Here is a 26006-nt window from a genome sequence, read left to right as displayed (position 1 = left end):
CTCTCGGGGCGGAACAGTCGTTGGAATCAGAGATTCAGTCCACCCGTACCTATTTGAACGAAGACGAATCAATTCCGAGTAATGTCCGGGCAGGACGACGCAGACAGGCGGTTAGGGCGACGGACCTACCTCGGCGTGGCAGCGAGTGCAGGACTCGCGGGTCTCGCAGGGTGCAGTTCTGGGAGTACGGCCACCGCAGCGCGCGGCCCACCGAAGGTACCAGAGTCGAAACTCGACGAGGGCGGGTGGGAACAGGTCGACGAACAGACTCGTGACCCAGCGTTCGAGCAGTCGTTCGGGCCAGTGAGCGTCTCGGCGGCGTTTCGGACGCTCGTCTTCGAAGACATCGAACTGGCGACCGAGTTGAAAGAGAAGACGCTCGGACAGGCCGAAGGCCAGTTCTCGATGTTCTTCGCCACGCGCGTGACGCTCGACCCGAGTCTGGCGACGCTCCCTGACGCAGCACGGGGACCAGTGGTCGAACAGGTCGAAACACAAGCGCGCGAACAGTTCGAATCGCAGTTGGAGTCTGCCGGCCTCACAGACATCGAACAGGCGTCGTCGGGGTCGCTGACCGTCGAGACGGGCGAAACTGCGCGAGTGACCAACTACAGCGCCGCGTTCCCGTTCGAAGGCATCACGTTCCCACTGACCGAGGAGAAACAGCTAGAAATCGACGGGAAGAAACTCGGCGTGAGCGGCCTCCTGGCCGTGTGGGAACACGACGGCTCGATTCTCATCGCAGGTGGTGCACACCCCGGCGAGAACCTCGATTTGGGCGTGACCAAAGAGCCCACCTCGGCCATCGAGGTGTCGGTCGATATCGACCTCGGACTCACCCCAGACGCCTACCGCGAGGAGCTTCGGTCGCTCGTCACGGCAGTCGAGTGAGGCTCCTGTCGGAGCACGACCAGAAGTGACAGACGGTGTGGGCACTCCGAGTCCCACGACGGTGGACTGGCCGCTGAATCGGTCCACGCTGTGTGTGACCGCCCGACGTAGCCACAGCGCCAGTGCTCCGAGAACAGCACCTTTATCAGTCGTTCGGGGCCAAGTTTACCCAAGATTACTCTCAGGAGGTCAATGGTGACGAAAAATCCACAGCAACCGGAGGTGAACATCGGACTCGTCGGTCACGTCGACCACGGAAAGACGACGCTCGTCCAGGCGTTGTCTGGGTCGTGGACGGACCAACACTCCGAGGAGATGAAGCGCGGTATCTCCATCCGCCTCGGCTACGCCGACGCGACGTTCCGAAAGATTCCCGGTGCCGATGCACCGGAGTGCTACACAGTCGAAGAAGAGACCGAAGACGGCGACGAAACTGAGGTCCTGCGTACCGTCTCGTTCGTCGACGCGCCCGGTCACGAGACGCTCATGGCGACGATGCTCTCTGGAGCGGCCATCATGGACGGCGCCGTTCTTCTCGTCAGCGCCACCGAAGATGTCCCCCAGGCGCAGACGGCAGAGCACCTGATGGCGCTCGATATCATCGGTATCGAGAACATCGTCATCGCGCAGAACAAGGTCGACCTCGTCGACCGCGAACGGGCGGTCGACAACTACGAACAGATCAAGGAGTTCGTGAAGGGAACGGTCGCCGAAGACGCACCGATCGTCCCCATCAGCGCCCAGCAAGAGGTCAACCTCGACGTTCTCATCGAGGCAATCGAGGAGAACATCCCGACCCCGGACCGCGACGAGACCGAAGACAGCCGAATGTTCGTCGCACGCAGCTTCGACATCAACCGCCCGGGGACGACCTGGGAGGGTCTCATGGGCGGCGTCATCGGCGGCAGCGTCGTCGCCGGGAAACTCGAAGAGGGCGACGAACTCGAACTCCGTCCCGGCCGCGAAGTCGACGAAGAAGGCCAGACCGAGTGGCGCTCCATCACGACCGAGATTCGGTCGCTGCAAGCGGGCGGCAACATGGTCGACGAAGTCCAGCCCGGTGGTCTCTGTGGTGTCGGAACCGGCCTCGACCCGAGTGTCACGAAAGGTGACGCGCTCGCAGGACAGGTCGCCGGCAAGCCCGGCACGCTCCCACCGACGCGCGAGGAGTTCACGATGGACGTGGACCTGCTCGACCGCGTCGTCGGCAGCGAAGACGACAGCGTCGACGAGATTTCGACTGGCGAACCGCTGATGCTCACCGTCGGCACCGCGACCACCGTCGGTGCGGTGACGAGTGCGCGCAGCGGCGAGGCAGAAGTTAAGCTCAAGCGCCCAGTCTGTGCGGCAGAGGGTGCGAAGATAGCAATCAACCGTCGTGTTGGCGCTCGCTGGCGCCTCATCGGTATCGGGACGCTCAAGTGACGTGACCGCCACCGTAGTCGTTATGGACACGAACGCACTCATGATGCCGGTCGAACTCGACGTTCGCGTGTTCGACGAACTCGACCGGTTACTCGCGGCCGACGCGGACCTCGTCGTCCCCACGGCCGTCCTCGACGAGCTGGAGAAGCTCTCGACGGGCGGCGGGACCGAGGCCATCGCCGCGAGCGTGGGTGTGGACCTAGCGACTCGGTGCCGTGCGGTCGAAACCGAGGAATCGTACGCCGACGACGCAATCGTCGAACTCGCCGAATCGGGCGAGACGGACTACGTCGTCACGAACGACAAGCCCCTCCGTGACAGGGTGCTCGAATGCGGGATTCCCGTCATCGGCATCCGGGGGCACGCCACACTGGCGGTCACGGAACCTTAACGAAACTATGTACAAACGGGTACGACTCAAAGACACAGTCGAAGTCCCGCCACGCCACCTGGGCGATGTGACGCCCGAGCGGGTCAAGCGACTGTTGCAGGACAAACTGGAAGGACGGATGGACGAAGACGTTGGAAGCGTCGTGAGCGTCGTGAACGTCCACGACATCGGTGAGGGCACCGTGTTGCCCAACCGCCCCGGCGTCTACTACGAAGCCGAGTTCGACGCGATCACCTACGACCCAGACATGCAGGAGGTCGTCGACGGGATCGTGGTCGAAGTCGTCGAGTTCGGTGCCTTCGTCGGCATCGGACCGGTCGACGGACTGCTCCACGTCTCGCAGATTTCCGACGAATACCTCGCCTACGACGGCGAGAACCAGCAGCTCGCGTCGACCGAGTCCAACCAGACGCTCGCCGTGGACGACGAGGTCCGCGCCCGCATCGTCACGAAGAGTATCGACGAGCGCAACCCGCGCGACTCGAAGATTGGCCTCACCGCGAAACAGCCGGGGCTCGGCAAGCACGGCTGGCTCGAGAAGAAGCGCCAGCAGAGCGAGGCCTCGGCGGAGGGTAACTGATGGCGAAGAAGCGCCTCGCCTGCCGAGAGTGTCACTTCGTCAACGAACCCGACAAACAGACGTGTGAGAACTGCGGGTCGAGCAGTCTCACCGAAGACTGGGCGGGCTACGTCGTCATCACCCACCCCGAACAGAGCGAAATCGCCACGGAGATGAAAGTCACCGAACCCGGCGGTTACGCCCTCAAGGTCCGCTGAGAATGCTCACCCTGCCGACGGCGCTCCGCGCAGCGTTCAAAGAGCCGTTCGGCCCCGTCTACACGGACGCCGAGGCACTCCTCGCAGACGCATCGAGCGAGGAGACGAACGCACCACTCGTCGCCGTCGGCGACGTCGTCACCTTCTACCTCCGTCGCGCCGAGCGACCGCCGGACGTCGCAGTCGTCGACGGCAAGACCAAGCGAGAGGCCGTCAGCGACGAGATTCGTCGCGCGGTCGAGACGGGTCGCCTCGTCGAGGTCACCAACGAACCGGGCACGATTTCGCGTGACCTCGTCGCGGCACTCGTCGACGCACTCGCCGCAGACGGACCGACGACCCTCCTCGTCGACGGCGAAGAGGACCTCGCGACGCTTCCTGCGGTTCTCGCCGCACCACTCGGGTCGACTGTCGTGTACGGCCAACCAGACGAGGGAATGGTCCGCATCACCGTCGACGAGGCGGCCAAGACGGAGATGCGCGACCTGCTCTTCCAATTCGACGGCGATACCGAGACGGTTCTTGCCCCTATCGAGGCCTGACTAGCGGACTCTCCTCTCCCTTCGAAATCCTTTTACTTGCTTCGCGGGCAATTACGGGTAACTAACCATGGAAATCGAAATCATCTCCGAGGAGGAGAACCCCATGTTGCACCGCTCGGACGTTCGCTTCGAGATCGTCCACGAGGAAGCGACGCCCTCCCGTCTGTCGGTTCGCGACTCTCTCGCGGCCAAGCTGAACAAGGACTCTGACGAAGTCGTCGTCCACGAACTCGACACGAAGTTCGGCATGCGCAAGACCGCTGGCTACGCGAAGGTCTACGAGAGCCCCGAGTTCGCCCGCGACGTCGAACAGGAACACATGCTCGAACGCAACAAGATTACCGACGCCGAAGTCGAGGCCGAAGAGGCCTAAACTCGGCTTCGAATCGCCGTTTTCAACCGACTCTCGATGCGCATTCTCGGAATCGAAGGTACTGCTTGGGCCGCGAGCGCAGCGGTTTTCGAGACGGACGACCCCGACGCCCTCCGCGTGGGGACCGACCGAACACCGGACCCCTCTGCAGACCACATCTTCATCGAATCGAACCCCTACCAGCCGGACAGCGGCGGCATCCACCCGCGCGAGGCGGCCGAACACATGGGCAGTGCCATCCCCGAAGTGGTCGAAGTCGCGCTCGGCCACGCCGCCGAGCGACACGACGGTGACGGCCCTGTCGTCGACGCTGTAGCGTTCTCTCGCGGGCCGGGGCTCGGTCCGTGTCTCCGTATCGTCGGCACTGCGGCCCGGTCTGTGGCCCAGACGCTCGACGTCCCACTCGTCGGCGTCAACCACATGGTCGCTCACCTCGAAATCGGGCGCTACCAGTCTGGGTTCGAGTCACCCGTCTGTCTGAACGCCTCGGGCGCGAACGCGCACCTGCTCGGCTACCACAACGGCCGGTACCGCGTCCTCGGCGAGACGATGGACACCGGCGTGGGCAACGCTATCGACAAGTTCACCCGCCACGTCGGGTGGAAACACCCCGGCGGCCCGAAAGTCGAAGCGGCTGCCAAAGACGGCGAGTACGTCGATTTACCGTACGTCGTCAAGGGGATGGACTTCTCGTTCTCGGGCATCATGAGCGCCGCGAAGGACGAAGCGGACGCCGGCACACCCGTCGAAGACATCTCCGCCGGGTTGCAAGAGACCATCTTCGGCATGCTCACGGAAGTCGCCGAACGCGCGCTCTCGCTCACGGGGACGGACGAACTCGTTCTCGGCGGCGGCGTCGGGAACAACGCTCGCCTTCGCGAGATGCTCGCCGAGATGTGCGACCAGCGCGGCGCGAAATTCCACGCACCCGAACCGCGGTTCCTCGGTGACAACGCCGGGATGATTGCCCTCTGCGGCGCGCGGATGTTCGCCGCGGGCGACACGCTCCCAGTCGAAGACTCCGCCGTCGACCCGAACTTCCGCCCCGACCAGGTCGACGTGACGTGGCGCGGCACCGACGAATCCGTCGCTCGTGCCTACACAGACGACGGTGAGATTCGTGGGGCTGAAGCGACAGTCGACATCGGCGCCGACGACGTCGTGAAGCGCCGTGTCCCGAAGACGTACCGACACCCGGAACTCGACGACAAACTCCGCAGAGAGCGGACGAAGGCCGAAGCACGGTTGGTGAGTGACGCCCGCCGCGCCGGCGTTCGGACGCCCATCATCCACGACATCGACCCCGTCGAAGGTGTCATCACCTTCCAGAAAGTCGGCGACGCAGACCTCGCAGAACGACTCGAACCAGAGGCGGTTCGCATCGTCGGCGAGTACCTCGCGCGAATCCACGAGGCGGGCATGGTCCACGGCGACCCGACGACTCGGAACGTCCGCGTCGGGACCGGGCCCGACGGAGAGACGCAAGTCCACCTCATCGACTTCGGACTCGGATACCACACTGGTCACGTCGAAGACCACGCGATGGACCTCCACGTGTTCGCCCAGAGCGTCGAAGGCACCGCGGACGACGCCGCGCCGCTGGTCGACGCGCTCGAAGCAGGCTACGAATCTGTCGGGTCACCAGAAGTCATCGCTCGCCTCCGGCAAGTCGAGTCGCGCGGGCGGTACCGGTAATCGTCCGAGAAAGCGAGTCGGTGGGGCACTCCACCGAAACTGGTCGGAAGGCCAAAATGATTTATCGTCAGCGGGCGTACCTGTCTCGTATGGCAGACAAACCTCAAAGTGGAACGCTCTTCGGCATCCCCTACAACTTCGAGCGCCCGAGCGCGGGGCGACTCCTGTCGTCGTACTGGCAACCGGGTAAAGGCATGCTCGTCGAGAAGCCGTTCGGCATCGGCTACACGCTGAACCTCGCGAGCTGGCGCTCGTGGCTCGTCCTCCTCGTCGCCGGCGGCCTCCTCTGGAACGAGCGCCAGAGCCGCGAGAAGAAAGAAGAAGCAGCAGAAGCCGACGATGGCCCCGTGGAAGTCATCGTCGACTAACGCGCACGACACACCGACGACTTTTCGACGCCCGCCCGCAGATGGGCGGGTATGCTCCGGTACGTCACCACGAACGAGGGCAAGGTCCGCGAGGCCCTCGACTATCTCGACGACGACGTCACGCAACTCGACTTCGACTACACCGAGGTGCAGGCTTCCGAACTCGGCCCCATCGCGGCCCACGGCGCCCGTGAAGCCTACCGCTACGCCGGCGAACCCGTACTGGTCGACGACGCCGGTCTCTTTATCGACGGCTTCGAGGGCTTCCCCGGGCCGTACTCCGCCTACGTCGAAGACACACTCGGCGTCGAGGCAGTCTATCGACTCGCCGCCGCCGAACTCGACGAACCCCGTCGCGCGTCCTTCCGGTGCGTCCTCGCGTACTGTGACGGCGAACCGTTCGAAGCGAGTCCCGACCCCGTGGACAAAGACGACCGGACCGTCGCGGCCGCCCGCGGTGCCGAACAGAGTGCAGAAGAGACCGAAGCGCTCCCCGTGAAACTGTTCGAAGGCGTCATCAACGGCCGTATCGTCCCACCGCGTGGCGAGGGAGGGTTCGGCTACGACCCGATCTTCGAACACGACGGCAAGACGATGGCCGAGATGAGCACCGAAGAGAAGAACAGTATCTCGCACCGCGGGCGGGCGCTAGCGAAGTTTGCGACGTGGTTTGCTGAGCGGTAGCGAAGCAAACGTTGGAAATCTACGATTTCCAGAAGTATAGCGAGCGAACAGAGTGAGCGAGGTATGCCTCGTCGGGCGCGAAGCGTCCGTCGAGCGATTATCCCGGTCGCGCTACATCACCGACTATCGGTTCGGGCTGTTCGGAGATTGGATGGCCGTCGATTGTCGCCGTACTCGGCTTCCAGAGGTAGTAGCCCGCCGCGATGAGACTCGGGACGAGAATGACCAGCCAGAGGGCGAGCGGGATGTCGGAGATGGTCCGGACCGCGGTGGGCCCGAACACCCCACCTATCGCAGCGGTCACGTCGAATAGCATGTGCATGAACACGAGCGGCCAGATGCTGTCGATTCGGAGGCGGACAGCCCCGTAGAGCAGGCCGAAGATGATGGCCTGAGCGATTTGGATGGCGTTGTCGGTGAGTGTCAACCCCTGAAGCAACTGCGGCAGGTGGCTCAGCCCGAACAGGACCGCCGTGACGACCACCGCGTAGACCCGGCCGCGCGGCAGGAACAATCGGAGGAGGAATCCACGGTAGAACACCTCTTCGGAGAATCCGGTGAGGAAGAACAGCAGGAGGAGGAACCCGAAGACTGGGCCGTCAATCTCGACCACCCCGAAGTAAATCACGATGGGGAACAGGAGAAGGAACGGCACCGTCAGAGCAGGGAGATTTCGCACGGTCGTGACGAAGCCGGAGTCACGCCACCACCCGGACCACCAGACGAGGCCGAGGGCGATGGCCGACGCGAGCAGGAGCGCGATGACAGGGAGTGCCGGTTCGGGCAGACCGACCGCCCCACCGGCGATGACGCCAGCCGTTTCGATGACCGTCTTGCCGACGATAATCGCGACCGCGAACAGGAGCGGCCACTTCAACATGTACTGATTGGAACGTTCTGAGATGGAACTCATCATTTGTTCACCCCTATCGAAAGATTGCTTTCTGAACGCATAATGATTCGCACAATATTCGAGGACATTCAACATTGGACGACGGTGTCGACCAATTTCTTTCAATTGGAGCGTGCCAAACCAGCCCGCTGTCGACGTTCGTCCATTTGTGCGCTTGCTGACAGAGGGATTCGTATGGTGACCGGGGGTTTCATTTGGTGACCAATGTGGTTCACGAGTACCGCCACACAGGAGCAGAAGCAGGCACCGAACGTATCGTTTACACAGACAGGTGCGACACTCTCTGTATGAATCCCACCGAGTTCCTCGACGGCGGCACAGTCACCGTCTCCGACGAGACGTACACCGTCTACAAGACCGAACATCCGGAGTCGGCCGCGTTTGCGACGATTCAGGACGAGAACGAGACGACGGTGGTTGCCGAAGCGGGAACCGTCAGCGGCGAGAACGTCATCGAATCGGAACCCGGGTGGAAGCGCCTCACATTCGAGATGGTCCTCCCGTTCGAACTCGTCGGGTTTCTCGCGGCGGTGGCAACCGCGCTCGCCGACGAAGATATCTCGATATTCGCCATCTCTGCGTATTCGACCGACCACGTTCTCGTCAAAGAGGAAGATGTCCCAGTAGCCACGAAGAAGCTCGAAGCGTTGGGCTGTGCCGTCGAGCGATAACGGACGAACCAGCAGTACCCGTCAACGACCATCATTGCGAGGGGTCGGAACCACGACTGTTCGGCCCGTAGAGGGACTCATGAACCGAACGACGGTCGTCGCCGCCGGTGCCGCAGGTGGGTATGGAATCGCCGTCTTCGCCGCCATCGCGGTGTTCTTTCAGGGGGCCTCGGAGAGCATCGGCGTTGCAGTCGGATTCGGTCTGGTGACGGTCATCGCGATTTACGCCGTGACACAGTTGGTGCTGGCGGCGTAGTTTCGCGGGTCGTCACGCCCGCGGGTCGCGGTCCGGGCCGGGATACTCGTCGTCTGCAACTTCTGCGTACAGACTCTCTGGAGCGAACAGCGTCGCAAACGCCTGTGGGTGGCGGATACTGACCGGGAATCGGCCGCCGAGTGCTGCACCGGCCTTCGCAGAGGTTAGTCGGTCGTCGAACGTGAGGAGGTGCATCGCCCCACCGCGATACGCGGACGCGAGCGCGGGTTGGTCGCCCTCGGGATGTTCCACGAGTTCGACCCACGCTTCGACTTTGTCACGCCAGTCGGCGGCGAGTGACTCGTCTGCGAGCGTCGCGATGGTGGCTTCTGCATCGTCGAGGAGTTGCTCACTGGCGACGAGCGTCGTCCACGAGTGGCGGCGGAGATGGTCGAGAGCGTCGCGGGATGCACCGCCGACGAGGAGGTCAGACGCGAGGACGTCTGCGTCGGCGACGACGCGCGTCGGTGCGGGGTCGGTGTCAGTCATCGCCACCTCGGCGAGCGCGGAGCGCCTCGGAGATGTCGGCGTCGGTCGTCTCGTACTCGGCAGCGCGGGCGAACAGCGACTCCCATGTCATGGTGGAGACGACGTTACCGTGCGAAAAGAATCCGACGCACTCCCGTTCGGACGGTGAGGCAGGAAACCATTTCCAGACTCAATTCCATCAGTTTTGGTTACCACGCAACTAGTATCAATTACATAAGGTGGGAAACAGTTAATTGGCACTCGGCAAAGGACACTACCATGGCGATACAGCGACGACGTTTCTTGCAGGCAGCAGGTGTCGGTGCTATTCTCGGACTCAGTGGATGTACAGGCGAGTCGGCGCCGTCGCAGGAGAACGGCGAAACAACCGCGTCGGGCGGAAATCAAGAAGGTGACTCGAGTGGTGCGAAGCAGGAACTGACGCTCGCAACCACGACGAGTACGTACGACACGGGCCTCCTCGACGCACTCAATCCGGTGTTCGAAGAGAAGTTCAACGCGCGAATCAAGACCATCCCACAGGGAACCGGTGCAGCCATCGAGACGGCGAGAAACGGCGACGCGGACGTCATCCTCGTCCACGCCCGCGGGGCAGAAGACGAGTTCCTCGAAGAAGGCTACGGCGTCAACCGCCGCGACGTGATGTTCAACGACTTCGTCATCGTCGGACCGGCAGACGACCCAGCAGGTATCGAGGGTGCGTCGAGTGCGGCAGACGCCTTCGCGACTATCGCCGAGTCGGAGGCGACGTTCGTCTCCCGCGGCGACGACTCTGGAACGAACAAGAAGGAACTGCTTATCTGGGACGCTGCAGGCGTCTCTCCGTCGGGGAAGTGGTATCGCGAGATTGGCAAAGGCATGGGCGACACGCTCGTGCAGGCCGACCAGTCGGAGGCGTACACGCTCTCGGACCGCGGGACGTATCTCGCGACGAAAGACAACGTCGACCTGCAGATTCAGGTGCAAGGGCCCCTCGAGGGTGGGCCGGCGATTCTGAAGAACCCCTACGGCGTCATTCCGGTCAACCCAGCGAAGTACCCCGACGTGAACTACTCGCTCGCGATGGCGTACGCCGGGTTCCTGACGAGTCCCGAGGGACAAGAGATTATCAGCAACTACACCGTCGACGGGTCGCAGTTGTTCTTCCCGAACGCGCTGTCTGAATCACCACAGTTCGGCCAATACGTGCCCGAAGAGTACGACGGTGGCAACGCCTCGGCGTCTGTCTCGGACGCACAGTTCGACCAGTGGGTCGCCGAGAACGTCCCCGAGGACTTTTAGTCCAGTCCGACCCCACCTTCGTTCGTGTTCGGCCTCGGCGACCTGAACCTGACCTATCTCGTCAGCATCACGTTCGTCTCACTGTACGTGAGTACGGTTGCTGTCTTCCTCAGCGCCGCGATTGGCTTACCAGTCGCGCTCACCGTCGGATTCCGCGATTTCCGCGGAAAGTCCATCGTCACCTCCATCATCTCGACAGGGATGGGCTTTCCGAGCGTCGTCGTCGGCCTCGTCGTCCTCCTCGCACTCTCTCGGTCCGGTCCACTCGGGGAGTTCGAACTGCTGTTCACGCCCGAAGCAATGATTCTCTCACAGACGATTCTCGCGCTTCCCGTCCTCGTGAGTGTCGCGCTCTCCGCGATTCAGTCGGTCCCACAGGACCTCAGAGACGCCGCCTTCGCGACCGGTGCAACGTCTGCCGACGTTGGACTGCTCGTCATTCGTGAAGCGCGCTACGGAATCGTAACCGCGCTCTTGGCCGCCTACGGCCGCGCAATCAGTGAAGTTGGCTCTGTCCTCATCGTCGGTGGCAACATCGTCTTCTCGGATAGCACCTCGTTCACTCGGACGCTCACGACGGCAATCACCGTCGAAGCGCGGAAGGGGAACATCGAGACCGGTATCGCCCTCGGTGCCATCCTCCTCGCGCTGGTGCTCACCGTGAACGCGCTCGGCGCACGCTTCAGAGACCAAACTCCAGCGGGTGAGCGCCGATGAGTGACGCAAACCCGTTGGGAGAACACCCGTCGACCGACGATGCATCGAGGACGTTGACGCGTCTGGCCGCACGCAACCTCGGCCACGGGTTCGGTGACGGTACCGTTCTCGAAGATATCTCGCTCGCTGTCGAACCGGGTGAGATACTCGCCGTCGTTGGGCCGTCGGGGACGGGAAAGACCACGCTCTTCCGACTACTCGCGATGTTCGAGCCGCCAGACGGCGGCACAGTCGAAGTCGATGGCGAAGACGTCTGGGAGATGTCGGACGACCAGCGACTCGCCGTCAGGCGCCGTATCGGGATGGGGTTCCAGACCCGGAGTCTGTTCTCTGCGACCGTCGCCGACAACGTCGCCTACGGACTTCGCGTTCGGCAGTCGTGGGGGACGCGAGTACGGACCGCCATCGAAGCTGCACTCGGTCGGAACGACCCCGCGCCGACTATCGAACGTGCACTGGAGACCGTCGGGATGGGAGACAAGCTCCACCGTGACGCGCGGTCGCTGTCCGCCGGCGAAGCCCAACGTGTCGCAATCGCCCGCGCGCTCGCACCCGACCCGGACGTGTTGCTCTTGGACGAACCGACGTCGAACCTCGACCCGCGAAACACCGCCGCGATCGAATCGGCGATGCGAGAGGCACGAAACCGCGGCATCGCCGTCGCGTTGGCCACACACGATATGCAGCAAGCACGACGTGTGTCGGACCGAACGGCGGTGCTTCTCGACGGGACGTGTATCGAATCCGGACCGACCGAGCGCGTGTTCGAACGGCCGGCCGACGACCGAGTCCGGCGATTCATCGACGGAAAGCTCGTCTACTGAGACCGTCATATGACGGGTACGGCCAGTGAGACGCACGAAACGTGGCATTTCGAACCGATGTGTGACTGCCGTCTGACGCAGGTTTATGGTCCGTGCTACATATCCGTCGGTTGGGCGCGCACTCTCGGCCTCAGTTCCCATCCTCCCACCCGCGCGCCCGGCACACCACCAAAAAACCGTTCCGGCCTCCCCCGGCACGACGGCGGCGTCACCACCAAAGCGCCGCCATTCCGGACGGCGTCACCACCAGGGCGCTGTCATTCCGGACGGCGTCACCACCAGGGCGCCGTCATTTGTAACCACCCGATAGCCGTGAGAATACGCGCTGTTCAACAGGTGCGACGCGTCAGCCGAGCAGTTGCGCCCGAACCCGGTCCAGCGCGTCACGTTCGGTGAGGAGTGCGAGTTGGTCACCCGGTTCGACGACGGTTCCGGGGAGTGGAATCGTCATCGGTTCTCGCTCTCGGCCGTGGGCGTAGACGCGTCCGTCGGCACCGAGGTCGATACTGGCGACGTGCTCACCGACGATGGGTGCGCCTTCGGGGATGGACACCGTGGTGAGGCGAAGTTGGTCGGTCAGGTCACCGAGGGCGTTGAAGTCACCGCCGAGGAGTGCCGTCTTCGCACCGGCCGCGCCGAGCCGCTCTGGGTAGACGATTTCGTCCACGTCGTCGGCGTAGCGCTCGTAAATCTCCTGTCGGTAGTCCTCGCTGATTCGCATGACCGAGCGGCACCCGAACTCCTTTCCGAGCATACACGCTGCGAAGTTGATGTTCGGGTCCCCAGTGAGTCCACCGACGGCGTCTGCGGCCTCGATATCCGCTGACTTCAGGACGCTTTCGGTCCCGCCATCGCCGAAGATTGCCTCGAAGCCTTCGTCGAGGGCGCGGTCGACTTTCTTCTCGTCGTTGTCGACGACGGTCACGTCGTGGCCCTCTTCTCGGAGCACGCGAGCGGTTCGAGAGCCCACGCGACCGTATCCAACGATAACGATTATCATGGTACTACAATACACACCGGTCAGCTAAAAGATGGCCCTCGTCAGGGTCGCATTCGCTCGAAGTGCTCAGTGAGTGAATCGATCGTGTCAGAGAGGGTTGCCGTCCCGAAGAGGGCGACGAGAACCGCACCGATGGAGTCGAAGAGGAGGTCTACGATGGTGTCGTCGAGGCCGTACTGCACGAGAATGGCCTCGCTGCCCGCCGCTTCGGCCGTGAGGCGCGCACCGAACTCCAGAACTTCCCAGAGGACGCCAGCGGCGAGCGTAAACAACAGGATGTAGACGAACATGAACCGCTGGGGAAGGTGGACGGCGTCACTGTGCGCTTCGACTGCTCGCGCCGCCGTGTATCCGACAGCGGCGACGACACTCGCAGAGAGCGTGTGCGTGACGTGGTCCCACCAGCTGATGGAGTGGTACGGGCCGAGCATTCCAATCGCGTGCAACAAGACAGCGGTCGTCAACCACATCCCCAAGAACGGATGGAGTCGTATCTGCCAGTCGCGGCGAAGTATCGCCGGAAGAAACGTCGCACCGAGGGCGACGAGCGCGTTGACGACGACACTGAGGTTTCGCGTGTACACTCCGGCGACGAAGATGAGCACGATGACGAGCTGGATAAATCGGCTTGCAATCCGCTCGATATGCCGTGAGTGCATGTACGTACGAGTACGTCGTATGACTGCTAAATTGCGCCGTGGCACTAGCTAGCACGACCACCGACATTGTTTTTCCCTCGGGTTACATACGCACCTTCGATGATGGCCACCACTCACGCCCTTGCGGGTGTCGTGCTCGGCACCGCCGTTTGGGCGTTGGTCCCCGAGGCCGGGATGCTCCCGGTCCTTGCGGCCGCACTCGGCGGCCTGTTTCCTGACTTTGACCTGTACGCCGGCCACCGCAAGACGCTTCACTTCCCAGTGTACTTCAGCGCGCTCGCGGTTCCGGCAGTAGCAATCGCCGCGTTGAACCCGACGACGACGACGCTCGCTGTCGCGTTGTTCCTCGCCGCAGCAGCGCTGCACTCCGCGTCTGACGTGCTCGGCGGCGGCCTCGAACTCAAGCCGTGGCTCGGAACGTCCGAACGCGCCGTGTACGACCACTGGAACGGCCGATGGCTCGCCCCGAAACGCTACGTCCGGTACGATGGTTCTCCGGAAGACCTCGCACTGACGCTGGCCTTCGCCGTGCCACCAGTCGTCGTCTTCGACGGTCTCGCCCAGACGCTCGTCATCGGCGCAGTCGCCATCTCGGGCGTCTACGTGCTCCTCCGAAAGCCGATGGTCGCAATCGCCGAACGCACCGTCGCAGCGATTCCCGACCACCTCATCGACCACGTGCCCGAGCGGTTCGTTCGGGACCTTCGGTAGACGAACCCGACCTTCTCACTGTTTTCTCGACTCGAGAGTTACGGCTCTGTGCCTGCCCAACCCCCACTATCCGGGAGAAGACATTTATTCACGCCAGTTGCGGACACACGTAACGCCGTTCCACCGATGACAGACCAACGTCGCGCGGTTCGAGACAGGTATGGCGAGAACTGACGACAGTTCCGAGACGGACCGTCGTGAGGGGTCGCTGACCGGGTGATTAATCACTCGTCCGGCAGAGGTGTTTGTCATGTTCTCGCCGTCGGACCACGACCTGTCTCGAAGAGACGTCCTGCTGGCCGACCCGAGACTGTGCTGTAAGACCGAGCCGGTCCGTCTACGCGAGGACAGCGCGCAGTGACCGACCCATTCTTCCAGCGCTTCGACCGGTGGGTTGCGGCGTTCGACACTGTCGAGTTCGTCGGTGACCCGAGCGACGACGAACACACGGAGAACGTGGTCACACTCCTCACGCAACTCGTGTTCGTCCAGACGCTGTCCGACGTCGGTGTCATCGACGCCGAATGGCTTCGAGAGACGTGGGAGAGACACGAACGAGAGAGAGGCCACGAAGACAGACAGGCAGTTCTCAGCGGCTTCTTCGAAGCGGTAACTGCAGAGGTCCGAGCGTACTGCGACGTCAAACACTTCACACGAGACGTCTACGCCGAAGTCGAACAATCGGACGCGAACGTCGAACTGCTCTCGCAGACCGTCGTGGCAGTGCTTGGACTTGACGCGACGCAGGACTGTGCGGATACGACGGCACTCACGAGTGAGGACTTCTCTACGATAGACGAGGACGTGTTCGGCCACATCTACGAGCAGTACCTCGCAGAAGGGCGGGACGGCCGAGGTATCTACTACACGCCACGGTACGTCTCGCGGTCGCTCGTCGCCGACACGGTCGGCGTCCAGCTGGACGACATCGCAACTCGATTCGAGAACGCGGTCGTAACGGAGTCGTGGGACGATGCGATGGCCGCCGCGACGGAGTTCACCGAATTCAGGGTTCTCGACCCTGCGTGCGGGACGGGGTCGTTCCTCGTCGCGGCGTTCGACGTCATCCGAGACGAGTACGACCGACTGTTCGCATTTCTCGACGACCAGCGCCAGTCACGTCGGCGCGATTCAGACGAAGGAACACGCCCAGATACAGCAGTCGACGATGGAATCGAACGTATCGACACGCTTCAGCGGCGACTCGGGTGCATCGAAGACGAGCGAGGAGAGACCATTCTCCGAGAACGAAGGCTGGTCTCGAAACTCGTTCTCCGACACCTCCACGCGGTCGACCTCGACCGACACGCGCTGGACATCGCGAAGCTAAACATCTGGCTCGAAGCCGTCGAGCGTGCCCCTGCCAGCTACTGCAGCGACCCTGACGACCGCCGCAGCGACGCTTCTGTGGGTGGCAGAACCCTCTCACCCGAGTTAGAACTGAACTTCGGGTGCGGCGACTCACTCGTCGGCCTTCCCGACGAGCGTGTGCGAACGACATTGCACGAACAGTACGACGCGGAGCTGGAACAGGTTCTCCACGCGCGCGATACCGCCGTCGAAGACCTGAGCAACCGAGATGTCCTCGGGCGGGCAGCGAAGGTTCTGACCCAGATACGGACGGACCTCGATTCGATGTTCGAGGAGTGTGTCGAAGAGACACAGTCGTCAGATGCGCTTCTGGACGAGACCACGCCGTTCTACTGGCCGCTTCAGTTCTGGCACGTGTACCGCGATGCAGACGGATTCGACTGTGTCGTCGGGAACCCGCCGTGGGTGATAGAAGGAAACCCACACACCAAGGAGTTCCTCGCCGAGACGTACGCGTATCAGGCGGGGCAACCAGACCTCTATCGATACTTCCTCGAAAAATCACTCGCGGTGACGGCGGGGCGATTGGGGATGGTGACGCCGAACACGTGGTTGTCGATTCCGGGTGCACGGGACCTCCGACGCGTCCTGTTAGACACTGCACGACTCTCGAAGATTGCATTCGTTCCGGATTCGGCGTTCGTCGGTGTTGGCCAGAACAGCATCGCGGTCGTCGTCGACACGCGCGGTCCATCCACGCTCGGAGAGTCGAGTGGAGACGACCATCCCGAGATTCGCGTCGGGACGCTCGGGACCGACGGTGCCTTCCGGCAGCAGCGAACCGTCCCAGCATCGAGTATCGAGCCACCGGCGTACCACGTCAATCCTTACGTCGGAACTGACGAGTACGCGATTAGCGCGAAGATGGCGGCGGGCGCGACGACGTTGCGTGAAATCGCCGACCTGACCGTCGGCTACCAACTCTATCACAAGAGCATCCACACCGCAGGACAAATCACGGACGAGGTGTTCCACTCGGCGCAGAAGGAACACGCCGGGTACGTCCCCGACACCCGGTCGAGCGCGCTCACCCGATATCACCTCGACCGCTCTGCGACCCGATACGTGGACACGACTGCGGAGTTCTTCCGAATCCCACCGGACAGGTTCCTCGACGGTGAAAAGCTCCTGGTGCGAGAGGTGCCGTCGAAGCGAGAGACGGGGTTGATAGCCACCCGCTCTGAGACGAAGCGACTCTTCCCAAAGTCGGTGATTTCGGTCGTGTTGACCGACGACGAGTACGACTACGAACACCTACTCGGGTTACTGAACAGCAGACTGCTGTATCTGCAGTCACTCGTCACTGGCGAGAAGATGAGTCAAGGCCTGTTCCCACGGGTGTCGCTGACGCAACTTCGAGGACTCGCTATCGACGGGACGACACAGTTGACCCCGCTCGTCGAAGAACTCGAAGCGCTCTCGGAACGGCAGCACTGTTTCCGCCGTGCGTGGAACCGCCGAGTCGAGACACTGGACACCGAAGGTCGAAGTCTCGGACAGACTCTCCGGACGGACAAAGCGGCGATTCGGAACGGGGACACAGAAACGTGGACTGTGGCGTCTTCGGTCGACCCTGGTGGCGATGCTGCCGAACTCGAAACTGCGTACGAGGCGTTCACTGTCGTCGGCGACACCGAAACACCGTCTGTCGTCGTGTACGGCCTCGATTCGACCGTCGAAGAAGAACTGCTCCGAGTGGAGTTTCGGAACCGCGAACTGCTCCAGATGGGCTATCTGTCGCTGGCGAACCTGTTCGACTCGCGGACGAACGTCGACACGCTCGAACACGTCCTGAACAAAACCATCGTCCCCACTGCCGGCGAATCGACGGTCGACCCGGCGGTGGACGTGATTCGTGCGGTCGAACGCGAGGTGGACGACAGCACAGAGAACGTCGACACACGAGCGTCGACACGGACCGATATCGTGGCGATAGAGACTGCAATGAGAGATGCACAGATGGAACTCGATGCGACCGTCTTCGACCGCTACGGACTGACGCGAGACGAGGCGAGAACGGTGTTAGACGTACTCGACATCCGTGAGATGGTAATCGAAGAGACGCTCGAAAAACTGGACCGGTTGCGGGCAGTCGGCGACAGGCGGTAAGCCACCGGTACCAGTTCTGACGCTCGTCGCTTAGTCGGTCGGTTCGGGGTGACTGGTCGGAGCCGACTCGACACGGGACACACGCCGGTGGAGCAGATAGGCACACACGACGGCGACGACGCCCGCGGCGGTGGCGATGCCGAACGCGACACGATAACCAGCAGGGGTGTAGACCCGGGCACCGGCGAGAGTCTCGCCGGTCCAGTAGGTGTCGAGGGCGTACCCCATGACTGCGGGGAAAACGGCAGCACCGAAGTAGCCCATGCTGTTTATCGCGCCCGTGGCAGTCGCACTCGCAGACGCAACGTGCCGTTCTTTGGCGACGGTGAAGGCGATGACGGACCCACCCATGACGAACAGTGCAGCGAAGAGCAACCCGCCGGCGACGAGTAACGGCGGGGTGACGAAGAAGAAGATGAGACCGTACGCGAGCGTGAACACTACACAGGACCCGAGGATGAGTTCGGTTCGGTGGCCCAGTCGGTCCGAGAGCGTTCCCATGATGGGTGACCCGAGGAGGAACCCGACGTTGCCGACGAAGACGAACATCGACGCCGTCCGGACCGACACGTCGTAGAGGTCCGCGATGTAGGGGACGCCCCAGAGCCCGAGGACGGTGAAGTTCGTCCCCAAGACGAGAAACAGCATCGTCCCCATCAACCACGTCTCACCCTCTTTCAGCACCCGTTTCGTGTTCTCGACGACGGTCGAAAACTCGATTCTCGACGTCGGGGGATGAACGCCGTCTACTGGTTCGAAACCAGCGTCTCGCGGGCGGTCACGAATCACGAAGAACGTCACTGCTGCGAGGCCGAGTCCCCCGACACCGATGGCGAGCAACACCGCTCGCCAGTCTGCACTGTCGATAGCAATCGCCAGCGGTGTGGTTGCGAGGACACCGCCCATCCCCGCCGCAGCGACGGTCCACCCCGTCATCGTGGCGAACTCGTCCGGACGATACCAGTTCGCGAGGAACCGAAGCGTCGCCGTGTAGAGGACGCTCCCGCCGAGTCCTAACAGTGCGCGTGAGGCGAACGCGATGCCGTAGGTCGGTGCCAGCGCGAACCCGAACACACCGAGTGACATCACCGCGAGGCCAGCAGCAGCGACTCGCCGCGACCCCGCTCTGTCGACGAGGATACCCGCAGGCAACTGCAACCCTGCATAGATGTAGAAGAACGAGGCGTGCAGCAAGCCGAGTTCTGCACCGGTGGTGTCGAACGCCCGCGAGAGGTCGTCTGCGAGGACGGCCGTCGTCACCCGGTGGAAACTGACGAGGAGGAATCCGACTGCGAGGAGTGCCCACAGTACCCACCGCCAGCGCGTCGGATGTGCCCGAATCGAGAACCGTGCCATGACACAGGTGTCAAAGTGCGCGTGTAAATGTCTATCGTGGGACCGAGGGGTGAGCGAGGAGACCCACGTGTGTCGAGGGGTCATCCAATTTTCGACCGGGTCATCGGGTCACCAAGCCGACCCGGTGGCGAAGCGGCCAAGGAACGCATGACTCGGAAGAATGGGTTGTCGTCGGCGTACTGTATCCGGATGCTAGGGAGAGGGCCAGACCGACACGTGGTGCGGCGTGAACGCGACAGGTTCGTGAGTCGGAATCGTTCGTTGACGACCTGAGTCGAGACACCGACTCTCACTGAATCTGACAGCAACGAGGATTTTTGTGTCTCTACGATGATTTGACATATGTTACCATGCAAGCAGCGAGGCTCCACGAGTACACTGACGAGATGAGCACGGCATTGCAGATCGACGAGGTCGAGCGGCCGTCGATTACGGCGTCGAACGGGGTCATCGTCGAAGTCGAAGGCGCGGGGTGGTGCCAGACTGATAACCACATCATCGAGGGGATGTGGGCAGAGTACGTCGACCAACCGCTGCCGATGACACTCGGCCACGAGAACGCCGGGACTGTCGTCGAGACGGGCGACGAAGTCCAACTCGTCGACGAAGGCGACCCAGTCATCTGTCACCCCGTCCAGACGTGTGGCATCTGTCGGCCGTGCCGGCAGGGTGAAGACATGTACTGTGAGAACAGTATGTTCAACGGTCTCACGACAGACGGCGGGTTCGCCGAATACCTGCACACGAACGAGCGTGCCGTCATTCCGCTTCCAGACGGTGTCGACCCCGTCGATATCGCGCCTCACGCTGACGCCGGCATCACCGCCTATCACGCTGCGAAGAAGGCGGTTCACGAACTGAACCCGGGTGACACCGCCGTCGTCATCGGAATCGGTGGCCTCGGACACATCGGACTCCAGTGCGTGGACGCGATGAGTGCACCAGATATCGTCGCCGTCGACGTGAAGGACGAGGCGCTGGACCTCGCCACAGACCTCGGTGCGACCCACACGATTAACCCGACGACGGCGGACGTGGTTTCCGAAATCGAGGCGCTCACCGACGGCACCGGGGCGGCACAGGTGCTCGACTTCGTCGGCGCGGACGAGACGACGGGATACGCGCCTGACATCGTCGCCGCCGGCGGTGACCACCATATCATCGGCTACGGTGGACACGTCCACGAACCGTCGCAGGCACTCGTCAACGGCGAGTTCTCGTTCCGTGGGACGCTCGTCGGCCAGTACACGGAGTTACAAGAACTCGTGGCGCTCGTCGAGCGCGGCGACGTCGAACTCCGAACGACTCGGTACGGCCTCGACGAGGTGAACACCGTCGCCGAACGACTCGAACACGGTGAAATCGAAGGACGGGCGGTGATTACGCCGTAACGAGGGACCGAAGCACACCTACTGCTCCCCGGTCGCCCAGATGGTGTACGAGTCGACTTCTTCGGGCGCATCGTCACCGAACCTGAACTGGAATCGCTGTGTTTCGCCCGCCGGAAGCGACGATTTCAGCGTTTTCGTGTAGGGTCCAGCACCACCGGGGTCGACCGTCACGTGAATGGTGACCGTCTCGAACGTCGTTTCGCTCTCGTTTTCGACCGTCCCAGCGACGCCCTCGACGCCGTTCATCGAGTAGTGATAGTGGTCGGTGAACGTGAGCCCACTCGTCAGTTTGTCTGTCGCGACGGTTCCTGTTTCGTCGGTCGCGGCGGGGTTCGGTCCCTTCTCCTGTGACCCAACAGACTCGCCGAAGTCGGCGGGCGCAGTCGCCTCCTCGGTCGTCGTCTCCGTCGTTTCCGTCGTCGTTTGGGTCTCGGGTTGGGATTCTGTCGTGGTCGTGGCCGTCTCCCGCGAATCAGTCTCCTGCGTGTCACCGTCGCCGTCCAGCGCCCCTGACGAACATCCTGCGACACCGACCGCAACGCCGAGCGACCCCACCACCCGTAACCAGGTTCTTCGGTTCAGTTTCATGGTCTGTTCAATCAGGTATCTCAGCCAACAGAGTAATTCGTTTTGGCGACGTGTGAACTCCGTTCAGCCGCTCTGGGCCGTGAGTGTCCCAGTTCGGGAGGCAAGTTCGAGAGTCGTGTTTCTCACTGTCTCGGCAGAAAAGCGGTGAGGGGCTGGTTCGGTCCGGTTAGTCGTCAGCCGAGGCGACTTCCTTCTGGGCGAGACGTGGCGTGACCTCGTCGGTCGTCGCAGTCTCGTGGGCGATGAAGCCGTAGTTGGTGTAGGCGGCTTTGAGTGCCTCCCTCCCAGCAGCAGCGGTTGCATCGGTGACCACCAGTACCTCGAACCCGGCCTCGACAGCGTCACGAAGGTGTGATTCGACGCACAGGTTCGCGCTCATCCCAGCCAGCACGATGCTATCGACACCGCGCTGCCGGAGTTGGGTGTTGATGTCGTTGCTCCAGAAGCCACTCAGTTGCTTGTGCGGTGCGCAGACGAAGGTGTTCTCGTCCGGTTCGAGTTCCGGGATGAACGCGCTGCCCGAGCCTGCACGGTCGAACATCCGAGTGTCGAACATTATCTGGTCGATACTGTTCAGGTGCGTCCAGTTCTCGTACTCGTCGCTCTCGTAGTAGTGCGGCGAGTAGAACACTCTGATACCACCCTCACGGGCAGCATCACGGAGTTTGACGAGGTTGTCGACGACGTTGTTCTCTTCTACGGTTTCACCGACGTGGTCCCAGACGACGCTCTCCGGTTTCAGGAAGTCGACCTGCGGGTCGGTTATGAGAAGTGCTGTACGCCCCGGTGTGATTGATACTGCCATTTCCACCACCAGTGATACGTACGTAGTGTGAGACGAAATAGAACGTGACGTATAGAGTATACTGTCCGGATATTTTGTGGCTTGTTTTATTTTTTAAACTATTGCCGTCTCAGTGCCCTCGACTCGGAGTCCGTCGTCTGTTCACTCGTGGGTTCGATAGGTGTCAGACCACACCCCGATGAGATGCACCGCTCGGAGAGGTGGGTTTCGTAAAAAGCCTAGGCCGGGATTTGAACCCGGGCTCTCGTCCTTACCAAGGACGCGCTTTACCGCTAAGCTACCCAGGCACGCATTCCTTCGTTGTCCGGGTTACTCTTTAGGGGTTTCGATTCGAAACGACCCGGAACCATGGTAGCGTATGTCGATTAGCGGTCAGCAGTCGAGGTGACTGGGTCGTCTCCAGACCCGCCTCGGTACAGCGCCGCAATACGCTCGACAGTCGATTCGGAGACCGTCTCGGCAGCAGGTGGGAAGCTCCCATCTCGTGTGTTCGCCAGTCCGGCCGCGTATTCGACGAGTGCGGCCGGTGGCAGTGGCCCGACTGCAGTCGTTCCGGCGACGACTGCGAGGGTACAGATGTTCACTTCGAGGTTCCCGTCGAGGGCCGGGCGGTCTGCGTCGGAGGCAGTACGCAGTTGGGTCTGGTCGCGTCCGAAGGCACGAACCGTCTCGACGGCGTGGTCGGCCGCTTCCGTCCGTGCGAGCAGATAGAATCCGCGCGAGACGAGTACGTCCGCAGCGAGAATATCCAAGTCGGCCTCGGTGTCGTCCTCAGACGAGTCGAGGTGAGTCCACGGTTCGTCGCGAGCAAGCAGCCGAGTGAGTCGAAGCCCCTCGTAGATGAGTTGTACTCCGGCGGCACGCGTTGCCATGCCGTTCAGGTCGACGTTGGGTTCGACAGCCCGCGCGCTCACGAACGTGAGCACCGCCGGTGTCATCGAGGCGGCGTCGAGGCGTTCGTCCAGCGCTGCGCGTAGGGCCTCGGGCTCGATATCCGACAAGGCCTCACGCGCAGCCTCACGGGCTCGCACGGCGTCGTCCATCGGCCGAGACTTACGGTTGGGAGGCCAAAGACCTTTGGAAAACCACGGCACAACGGGGGTATGATACGGACCGAAGACGATGGCTCCCTCCGGGTCGTGACTATCGACCGACCAGACCGTCGAAATGCCCTCAGACCGATAGACCTCGACGCGTTAGAGGCAGCAATCGAAGACACGGACGCCCCAGTCGTCCTCCTGCGCGGGAACGGGCCGGCGTTCTGCGCCGGTGCTGACCTCGACAGTGTGGCCGACCTCGCTGACCCGGAGGCGTTCGCCCGACACGGACAGCGCGTCGCGAACACCATCGAGCAGTCGTCGGCTGTCGTCGTCGCTGGTATCGACGGTGCGGCCCGTGGCGGTGGTGTCGAACTCGCGCTCGCCTGCGACGTTCGAGTCGCTACGCCGCGGGCGACGCTTGGCGAACCGGGCGTCAAAATCGGCCTCTTCGGCGCGTGGGGCGGCACGGTCCGACTCCCGCGCATCGTCGGCGAAGGGCACGCACTGGAGTTCTCACTGTCCGGCCGTGTCGTCGACGCCGACGAAGCCCTCCAGATGGGCCTCGTCTCACGTATCGTCGACGACCCCCGTGAGGTTGCCACCTCGATGGCCGAAAACGACCACCAGTCGCTTCGAATCATCAAAGAACGGTTGCGCGACCAGCGTGGAGACGACGAGCGACTTGCCGCGGAGGCCGAGGGGTTCGCGGCGCTCCACCGAGCGAACGTCGACGACATCGCATCGTCGCGAGAAGAGTAACTGACACAGCGCGCACCCGCGCACCCCAACGTTACAGGACCAACGTTACAGGTCGAGTTCGGTCGGTGCGGGCGGCATCGAACGCTTGTGGGCGCTCCGTTCGTAGAGTTCGACGACGCGGTCGATTTGTTCTTCAGTCACGTCGAAATTCCGGACGGTAGCGGACTTCGAGAGGGGACCATCCACGTGGAGTGCGAGGATGGCGTCGAGCACGTCGTAGGTGAGTCCCAGTTCGGACTCGTCGGTCTGACCGCTCCACATCTCCGCAGAGGGTGTCTGCAGAACGAGGTCCTCGGGAACGCCCACGTGGGCGGCCAGTTGGCGGACCTGTTGCTTGTAGAGGTTCCCGATCGGGTTGCAGTCGACCGCTTGGTCGCCGTACTTCGTGAAGTATCCAGTCATCGCCTCTGCGCGATTTCCGGTGCCGAGAACGATTCGGTTCTCGTGGTTCGCGACGAAGTAGTTGAGGACGCCACGGGTACGGACGTAGACGTTGCCTGCGGCCATCCGGTCGTTCGCTGCCTCCGGGAACGTGTTGAAGAACGTCTCTGCGATGGGCTGAATCTCGACGACGTCGTACTCGATTCCGAGCATCTCGGCGACACCCTCGGCGTCACTCATCATGTCTTCGGCGTTCGCAACACTCGGCATGACGAGGCCGTGGAGACCGTCTTCCCCGAGTGCTTCGACGGCGAGGAACGCAGTGAGCGTCGAGTCGATACCACCGGAGAGGCCGAGAACCGCACCGTCGGCACCCGCGGCGTCGACGGTGTCGCGGATGAACGTCGTGATGTGCTCGCGGTGGGCTTCGAGTTCTGCCTCCGAGAGGCGAAGGTCGATAGGCGCACTGTCAGAGAGGACGTCGATATCTGTCATTGAATCCGATTAGGACTGGGAGGGCAAATAGTCACTCGTCGGCGAGAAAGAGTGGACGGGCGTCCAGTTCCGTCTGGGGTAGGTTCTGGTGAAGCGCTACGTTCAAGTGTCCCCGCAGTCTACGGATTTTTGCTTCAGAACGCAGTGAGCGCCGATGTATCACAGCGCGAAGCGGTGTGATGCACGAAGCGAATGTAATGAGCGCCGATGGTCCAGTGGTAGGACACGAGCTTCCCAAGCTCGAAGCCCGGGTTCAATTCCCGGTCGGCGCACTCCCTCCGGTCGTTTGCCGACCGACCTTCGCAAACCTTCAGTTTGCTCAGTCCTGACGAGGTTCCATCTCGTTAACGTTCACTTCGCGTCGCTCAGTGAACTCCCAGTCGGCGCATCTTCTGAACGGAACCAGACGAGGAGCCGATGGCTCCGAGTCCAGTGGGAGGAAACGAGACGCCCAGAACGCGACCGCAGGAGAGTCAGCCTCAGAAGAACAGTTCCTGTACGTCGTCGAATTCGGCCGACTCCGAACGGAACACGGGGTCTCGTGCACGCTGTCGAACCATCGCGTGACGTTCGAGAGCGGCGTCGAATTCGCGAATCGCCCGCTCGATGTCGGATGCAAGCGTATCGAGTTCGTCGTGGAAGTCTTGGTTTTCGGCCATGCTACTGGAAGATTGACGGGGGACTGTAAAACGGGTCCGGCCCGACGCCGGTCATCGAAGGCGTCGAGTACAGTTCCAACAGAGGTCGAACGTCGTGTCGGCTTCGTTCGTCGCGCCGCAGTCGGGGCAGATACGCTCTCCAGTTTGCGTCGTCTGCACGCGCATGCGAGAGCGGTCGTCGAAGGTCGCCGCGATTTCGGGGTGGACGTATCGGTCGACACGGTCGGCGTCTCGACCGGAGCCATCGCCAATCGTCGGTTCCCCTCCGTTGACGAGATATCGATAGACCAGTAGCTGGAGCAGGGTCAATCCGAGCGCGTAAATGACGATCCACCCCCAGACGTCCATCACACATTGACCTACGTTAGCATGCTATATCGGTTCT

At 62.4% G+C, this 26006-nt stretch carries 30 protein-coding genes and 2 tRNA genes; 20 read left to right on the top strand and 12 right to left on the bottom strand.

What is annotated here, in order from left to right:
• Positions 1 to 81 precede the first annotated feature (81 nt).
• The 10 genes from GJR98_RS04660 to GJR98_RS04615 all read left to right on the top strand — a co-directional run bounded on the left by GJR98_RS04660 (position 82) and on the right by GJR98_RS04615 (position 7146).
• Complete coding sequence (locus tag GJR98_RS04660) at positions 82 to 891, top strand: DUF6517 family protein (protein ID WP_151135928.1); 810 nt, start codon at positions 82 to 84, stop codon at positions 889 to 891.
• A 192-nt stretch (positions 892 to 1083) separates the two neighbouring features.
• On the top strand, positions 1084 to 2316 hold the full coding sequence (locus GJR98_RS04655) for a translation initiation factor IF-2 subunit gamma (RefSeq protein WP_151135926.1): 1233 nt from the start codon (positions 1084 to 1086) through the stop codon (positions 2314 to 2316).
• A gap of 22 nt (positions 2317 to 2338) precedes the next feature.
• Positions 2339 to 2707, top strand: a complete 369-nt coding sequence (locus tag GJR98_RS04650) for a DUF188 domain-containing protein (RefSeq protein WP_151135924.1) — start codon at positions 2339 to 2341, stop codon at positions 2705 to 2707.
• A 7-nt stretch (positions 2708 to 2714) separates the two neighbouring features.
• Entirely contained in the window at positions 2715 to 3287 is a 573-nt protein-coding gene (locus GJR98_RS04645) for a DNA-directed RNA polymerase (protein ID WP_151135922.1), read from the top strand.
• Positions 3287 to 3484: a transcription elongation factor subunit Spt4 gene (gene spt4, locus GJR98_RS04640; RefSeq protein ID WP_151112059.1), complete on the top strand. Its 198-nt coding sequence runs from the start codon at positions 3287 to 3289 to the stop codon at positions 3482 to 3484. The genes GJR98_RS04645 and spt4 overlap by 1 nt, the downstream gene beginning before the upstream one ends.
• Before the next feature lie 2 nt (positions 3485 to 3486).
• Positions 3487 to 4026: a GTP-dependent dephospho-CoA kinase family protein gene (locus GJR98_RS04635; protein WP_151135920.1), complete on the top strand. Its 540-nt coding sequence runs from the start codon at positions 3487 to 3489 to the stop codon at positions 4024 to 4026.
• Positions 4027 to 4093: 67 nt separating this feature from the next.
• Positions 4094 to 4399 (top strand): 30S ribosomal protein S24e, encoded by a 306-nt coding sequence (locus GJR98_RS04630; protein WP_151135917.1) that lies wholly within the window; start codon positions 4094 to 4096, stop codon positions 4397 to 4399.
• Positions 4400 to 4435: 36 nt separating this feature from the next.
• A complete protein-coding gene (locus GJR98_RS04625; protein ID WP_151135915.1) occupies positions 4436 to 6094 on the top strand; it encodes a bifunctional N(6)-L-threonylcarbamoyladenine synthase/serine/threonine protein kinase in 1659 nt (552 codons plus the stop codon).
• An 89-nt stretch (positions 6095 to 6183) separates the two neighbouring features.
• Positions 6184 to 6462 carry a DUF5808 domain-containing protein gene (locus GJR98_RS04620; protein ID WP_151135913.1) on the top strand — a complete coding sequence of 93 codons (279 nt, stop codon included), beginning with the start codon at positions 6184 to 6186 and terminating at the stop codon, positions 6460 to 6462.
• 51 nt (positions 6463 to 6513) lie between these two features.
• Positions 6514 to 7146, top strand: a complete 633-nt coding sequence (locus GJR98_RS04615) for a non-canonical purine NTP pyrophosphatase (RefSeq protein ID WP_151135911.1) — start codon at positions 6514 to 6516, stop codon at positions 7144 to 7146.
• Between the two features lie 97 nt (positions 7147 to 7243).
• On the opposite strand, the gene GJR98_RS04610 is transcribed toward GJR98_RS04615, so the two are convergent.
• Complete coding sequence (locus tag GJR98_RS04610; RefSeq protein ID WP_191965419.1) at positions 7244 to 8059, bottom strand: CPBP family intramembrane glutamic endopeptidase; 816 nt, start codon at positions 8057 to 8059, stop codon at positions 7244 to 7246.
• Between the two features lie 287 nt (positions 8060 to 8346).
• Here GJR98_RS04610 and GJR98_RS04605 point away from each other — a divergent pair, with 287 nt between their 5' ends.
• Positions 8347 to 8730: an ACT domain-containing protein gene (locus tag GJR98_RS04605; RefSeq protein WP_151135907.1), complete on the top strand. Its 384-nt coding sequence runs from the start codon at positions 8347 to 8349 to the stop codon at positions 8728 to 8730.
• Positions 8731 to 8809: 79 nt separating this feature from the next.
• Complete coding sequence (locus tag GJR98_RS17435) at positions 8810 to 8986, top strand: hypothetical protein (protein ID WP_191965418.1); 177 nt, start codon at positions 8810 to 8812, stop codon at positions 8984 to 8986.
• Positions 8987 to 8998: 12 nt separating this feature from the next.
• Here GJR98_RS17435 and GJR98_RS04600 read toward each other — a convergent pair whose 3' ends face one another.
• Positions 8999 to 9475, bottom strand: a complete 477-nt coding sequence (locus tag GJR98_RS04600; protein WP_151135905.1) for a PIN domain-containing protein — start codon at positions 9473 to 9475, stop codon at positions 8999 to 9001.
• Positions 9476 to 9733: 258 nt separating this feature from the next.
• On the opposite strand from GJR98_RS04600, the gene GJR98_RS04595 reads away from it, so the two are divergent.
• From GJR98_RS04595 to GJR98_RS04585, 3 genes are read left to right on the top strand one after another with little or no spacing between them, the layout of a single operon-like run.
• Entirely contained in the window at positions 9734 to 10756 is a 1023-nt protein-coding gene (locus GJR98_RS04595; RefSeq protein ID WP_151135903.1) for a substrate-binding domain-containing protein, read from the top strand.
• Positions 10757 to 10780: 24 nt separating this feature from the next.
• On the top strand, positions 10781 to 11473 hold the full coding sequence (locus GJR98_RS04590; RefSeq protein ID WP_151135901.1) for an ABC transporter permease: 693 nt from the start codon (positions 10781 to 10783) through the stop codon (positions 11471 to 11473).
• On the top strand, positions 11470 to 12297 hold the full coding sequence (locus GJR98_RS04585; protein ID WP_151135899.1) for an ABC transporter ATP-binding protein: 828 nt from the start codon (positions 11470 to 11472) through the stop codon (positions 12295 to 12297). Before GJR98_RS04590 ends, GJR98_RS04585 begins: the two co-directional genes overlap by 4 nt.
• A 346-nt stretch (positions 12298 to 12643) precedes the next feature.
• On the opposite strand, the gene GJR98_RS04580 is transcribed toward GJR98_RS04585, so the two are convergent.
• Positions 12644 to 13297, bottom strand: coding sequence for a potassium channel family protein (locus tag GJR98_RS04580; RefSeq protein ID WP_151135897.1), 654 nt, complete (start codon positions 13295 to 13297; stop codon positions 12644 to 12646).
• 41 nt (positions 13298 to 13338) lie between these two features.
• On the bottom strand, positions 13339 to 13956 hold the full coding sequence (locus tag GJR98_RS04575) for a hypothetical protein (protein ID WP_151135895.1): 618 nt from the start codon (positions 13954 to 13956) through the stop codon (positions 13339 to 13341).
• A gap of 99 nt (positions 13957 to 14055) precedes the next feature.
• On the opposite strand from GJR98_RS04575, the gene GJR98_RS04570 reads away from it, so the two are divergent.
• Positions 14056 to 14667 (top strand): metal-dependent hydrolase, encoded by a 612-nt coding sequence (locus GJR98_RS04570; RefSeq protein WP_191965417.1) that lies wholly within the window; start codon positions 14056 to 14058, stop codon positions 14665 to 14667.
• A 357-nt stretch (positions 14668 to 15024) separates the two neighbouring features.
• On the top strand, positions 15025 to 18147 hold the full coding sequence (locus tag GJR98_RS04565) for an Eco57I restriction-modification methylase domain-containing protein (RefSeq protein ID WP_151135893.1): 3123 nt from the start codon (positions 15025 to 15027) through the stop codon (positions 18145 to 18147).
• 30 nt (positions 18148 to 18177) lie between these two features.
• Here GJR98_RS04565 and GJR98_RS04560 read toward each other — a convergent pair whose 3' ends face one another.
• The gene (locus GJR98_RS04560) at positions 18178 to 19503 is read right to left on the bottom strand and encodes an MFS transporter (RefSeq protein ID WP_151135891.1); all 1326 of its coding nucleotides are present in this window, start codon (positions 19501 to 19503) and stop codon (positions 18178 to 18180) included.
• A 350-nt stretch (positions 19504 to 19853) separates the two neighbouring features.
• On the opposite strand from GJR98_RS04560, the gene GJR98_RS04555 reads away from it, so the two are divergent.
• Positions 19854 to 20894, top strand: a complete 1041-nt coding sequence (locus GJR98_RS04555; protein WP_151135888.1) for an NAD(P)-dependent alcohol dehydrogenase — start codon at positions 19854 to 19856, stop codon at positions 20892 to 20894.
• Between the two features lie 18 nt (positions 20895 to 20912).
• On the opposite strand, the gene GJR98_RS04550 is transcribed toward GJR98_RS04555, so the two are convergent.
• The 4 genes from GJR98_RS04550 to GJR98_RS04535 all read right to left on the bottom strand — a co-directional run bounded on the left by GJR98_RS04550 (position 20913) and on the right by GJR98_RS04535 (position 23330).
• Positions 20913 to 21482: a hypothetical protein gene (locus GJR98_RS04550; RefSeq protein WP_151135886.1), complete on the bottom strand. Its 570-nt coding sequence runs from the start codon at positions 21480 to 21482 to the stop codon at positions 20913 to 20915.
• 166 nt (positions 21483 to 21648) lie between these two features.
• Positions 21649 to 22287: a cysteine hydrolase gene (locus GJR98_RS04545; protein WP_151135884.1), complete on the bottom strand. Its 639-nt coding sequence runs from the start codon at positions 22285 to 22287 to the stop codon at positions 21649 to 21651.
• A gap of 215 nt (positions 22288 to 22502) precedes the next feature.
• A tRNA-Thr gene (locus GJR98_RS04540) sits at positions 22503 to 22574 on the bottom strand.
• 78 nt (positions 22575 to 22652) lie between these two features.
• Complete coding sequence (locus tag GJR98_RS04535) at positions 22653 to 23330, bottom strand: DUF7114 family protein (RefSeq protein ID WP_151135882.1); 678 nt, start codon at positions 23328 to 23330, stop codon at positions 22653 to 22655.
• 60 nt (positions 23331 to 23390) lie between these two features.
• On the opposite strand from GJR98_RS04535, the gene GJR98_RS04530 reads away from it, so the two are divergent.
• Positions 23391 to 24086 (top strand): enoyl-CoA hydratase/isomerase family protein, encoded by a 696-nt coding sequence (locus GJR98_RS04530; protein WP_151135880.1) that lies wholly within the window; start codon positions 23391 to 23393, stop codon positions 24084 to 24086.
• A gap of 45 nt (positions 24087 to 24131) precedes the next feature.
• Here GJR98_RS04530 and GJR98_RS04525 read toward each other — a convergent pair whose 3' ends face one another.
• On the bottom strand, positions 24132 to 24962 hold the full coding sequence (locus tag GJR98_RS04525; protein WP_151135878.1) for an NAD+ synthase: 831 nt from the start codon (positions 24960 to 24962) through the stop codon (positions 24132 to 24134).
• A gap of 201 nt (positions 24963 to 25163) precedes the next feature.
• On the opposite strand from GJR98_RS04525, the gene GJR98_RS04520 reads away from it, so the two are divergent.
• A tRNA-Gly gene (locus GJR98_RS04520) sits at positions 25164 to 25234 on the top strand.
• A 207-nt stretch (positions 25235 to 25441) separates the two neighbouring features.
• Here GJR98_RS04520 and GJR98_RS04515 read toward each other — a convergent pair.
• On the bottom strand, positions 25442 to 25621 hold the full coding sequence (locus GJR98_RS04515) for a hypothetical protein (RefSeq protein WP_151135876.1): 180 nt from the start codon (positions 25619 to 25621) through the stop codon (positions 25442 to 25444).
• A gap of 51 nt (positions 25622 to 25672) precedes the next feature.
• Entirely contained in the window at positions 25673 to 25969 is a 297-nt protein-coding gene (locus tag GJR98_RS04510) for a DUF7577 domain-containing protein (protein ID WP_151135874.1), read from the bottom strand.
• Positions 25970 to 26006 lie beyond the last annotated feature (37 nt).

This window comes from Haloferax marinisediminis (genome assembly GCF_009674585.1).
GTDB lineage: Archaea > Halobacteriota > Halobacteria > Halobacteriales > Haloferacaceae > Haloferax > Haloferax marinisediminis.
The sequence above is the reverse complement of the archived record's forward strand: the minus strand, read 5'-3'. Positions and strand labels throughout refer to the sequence as shown.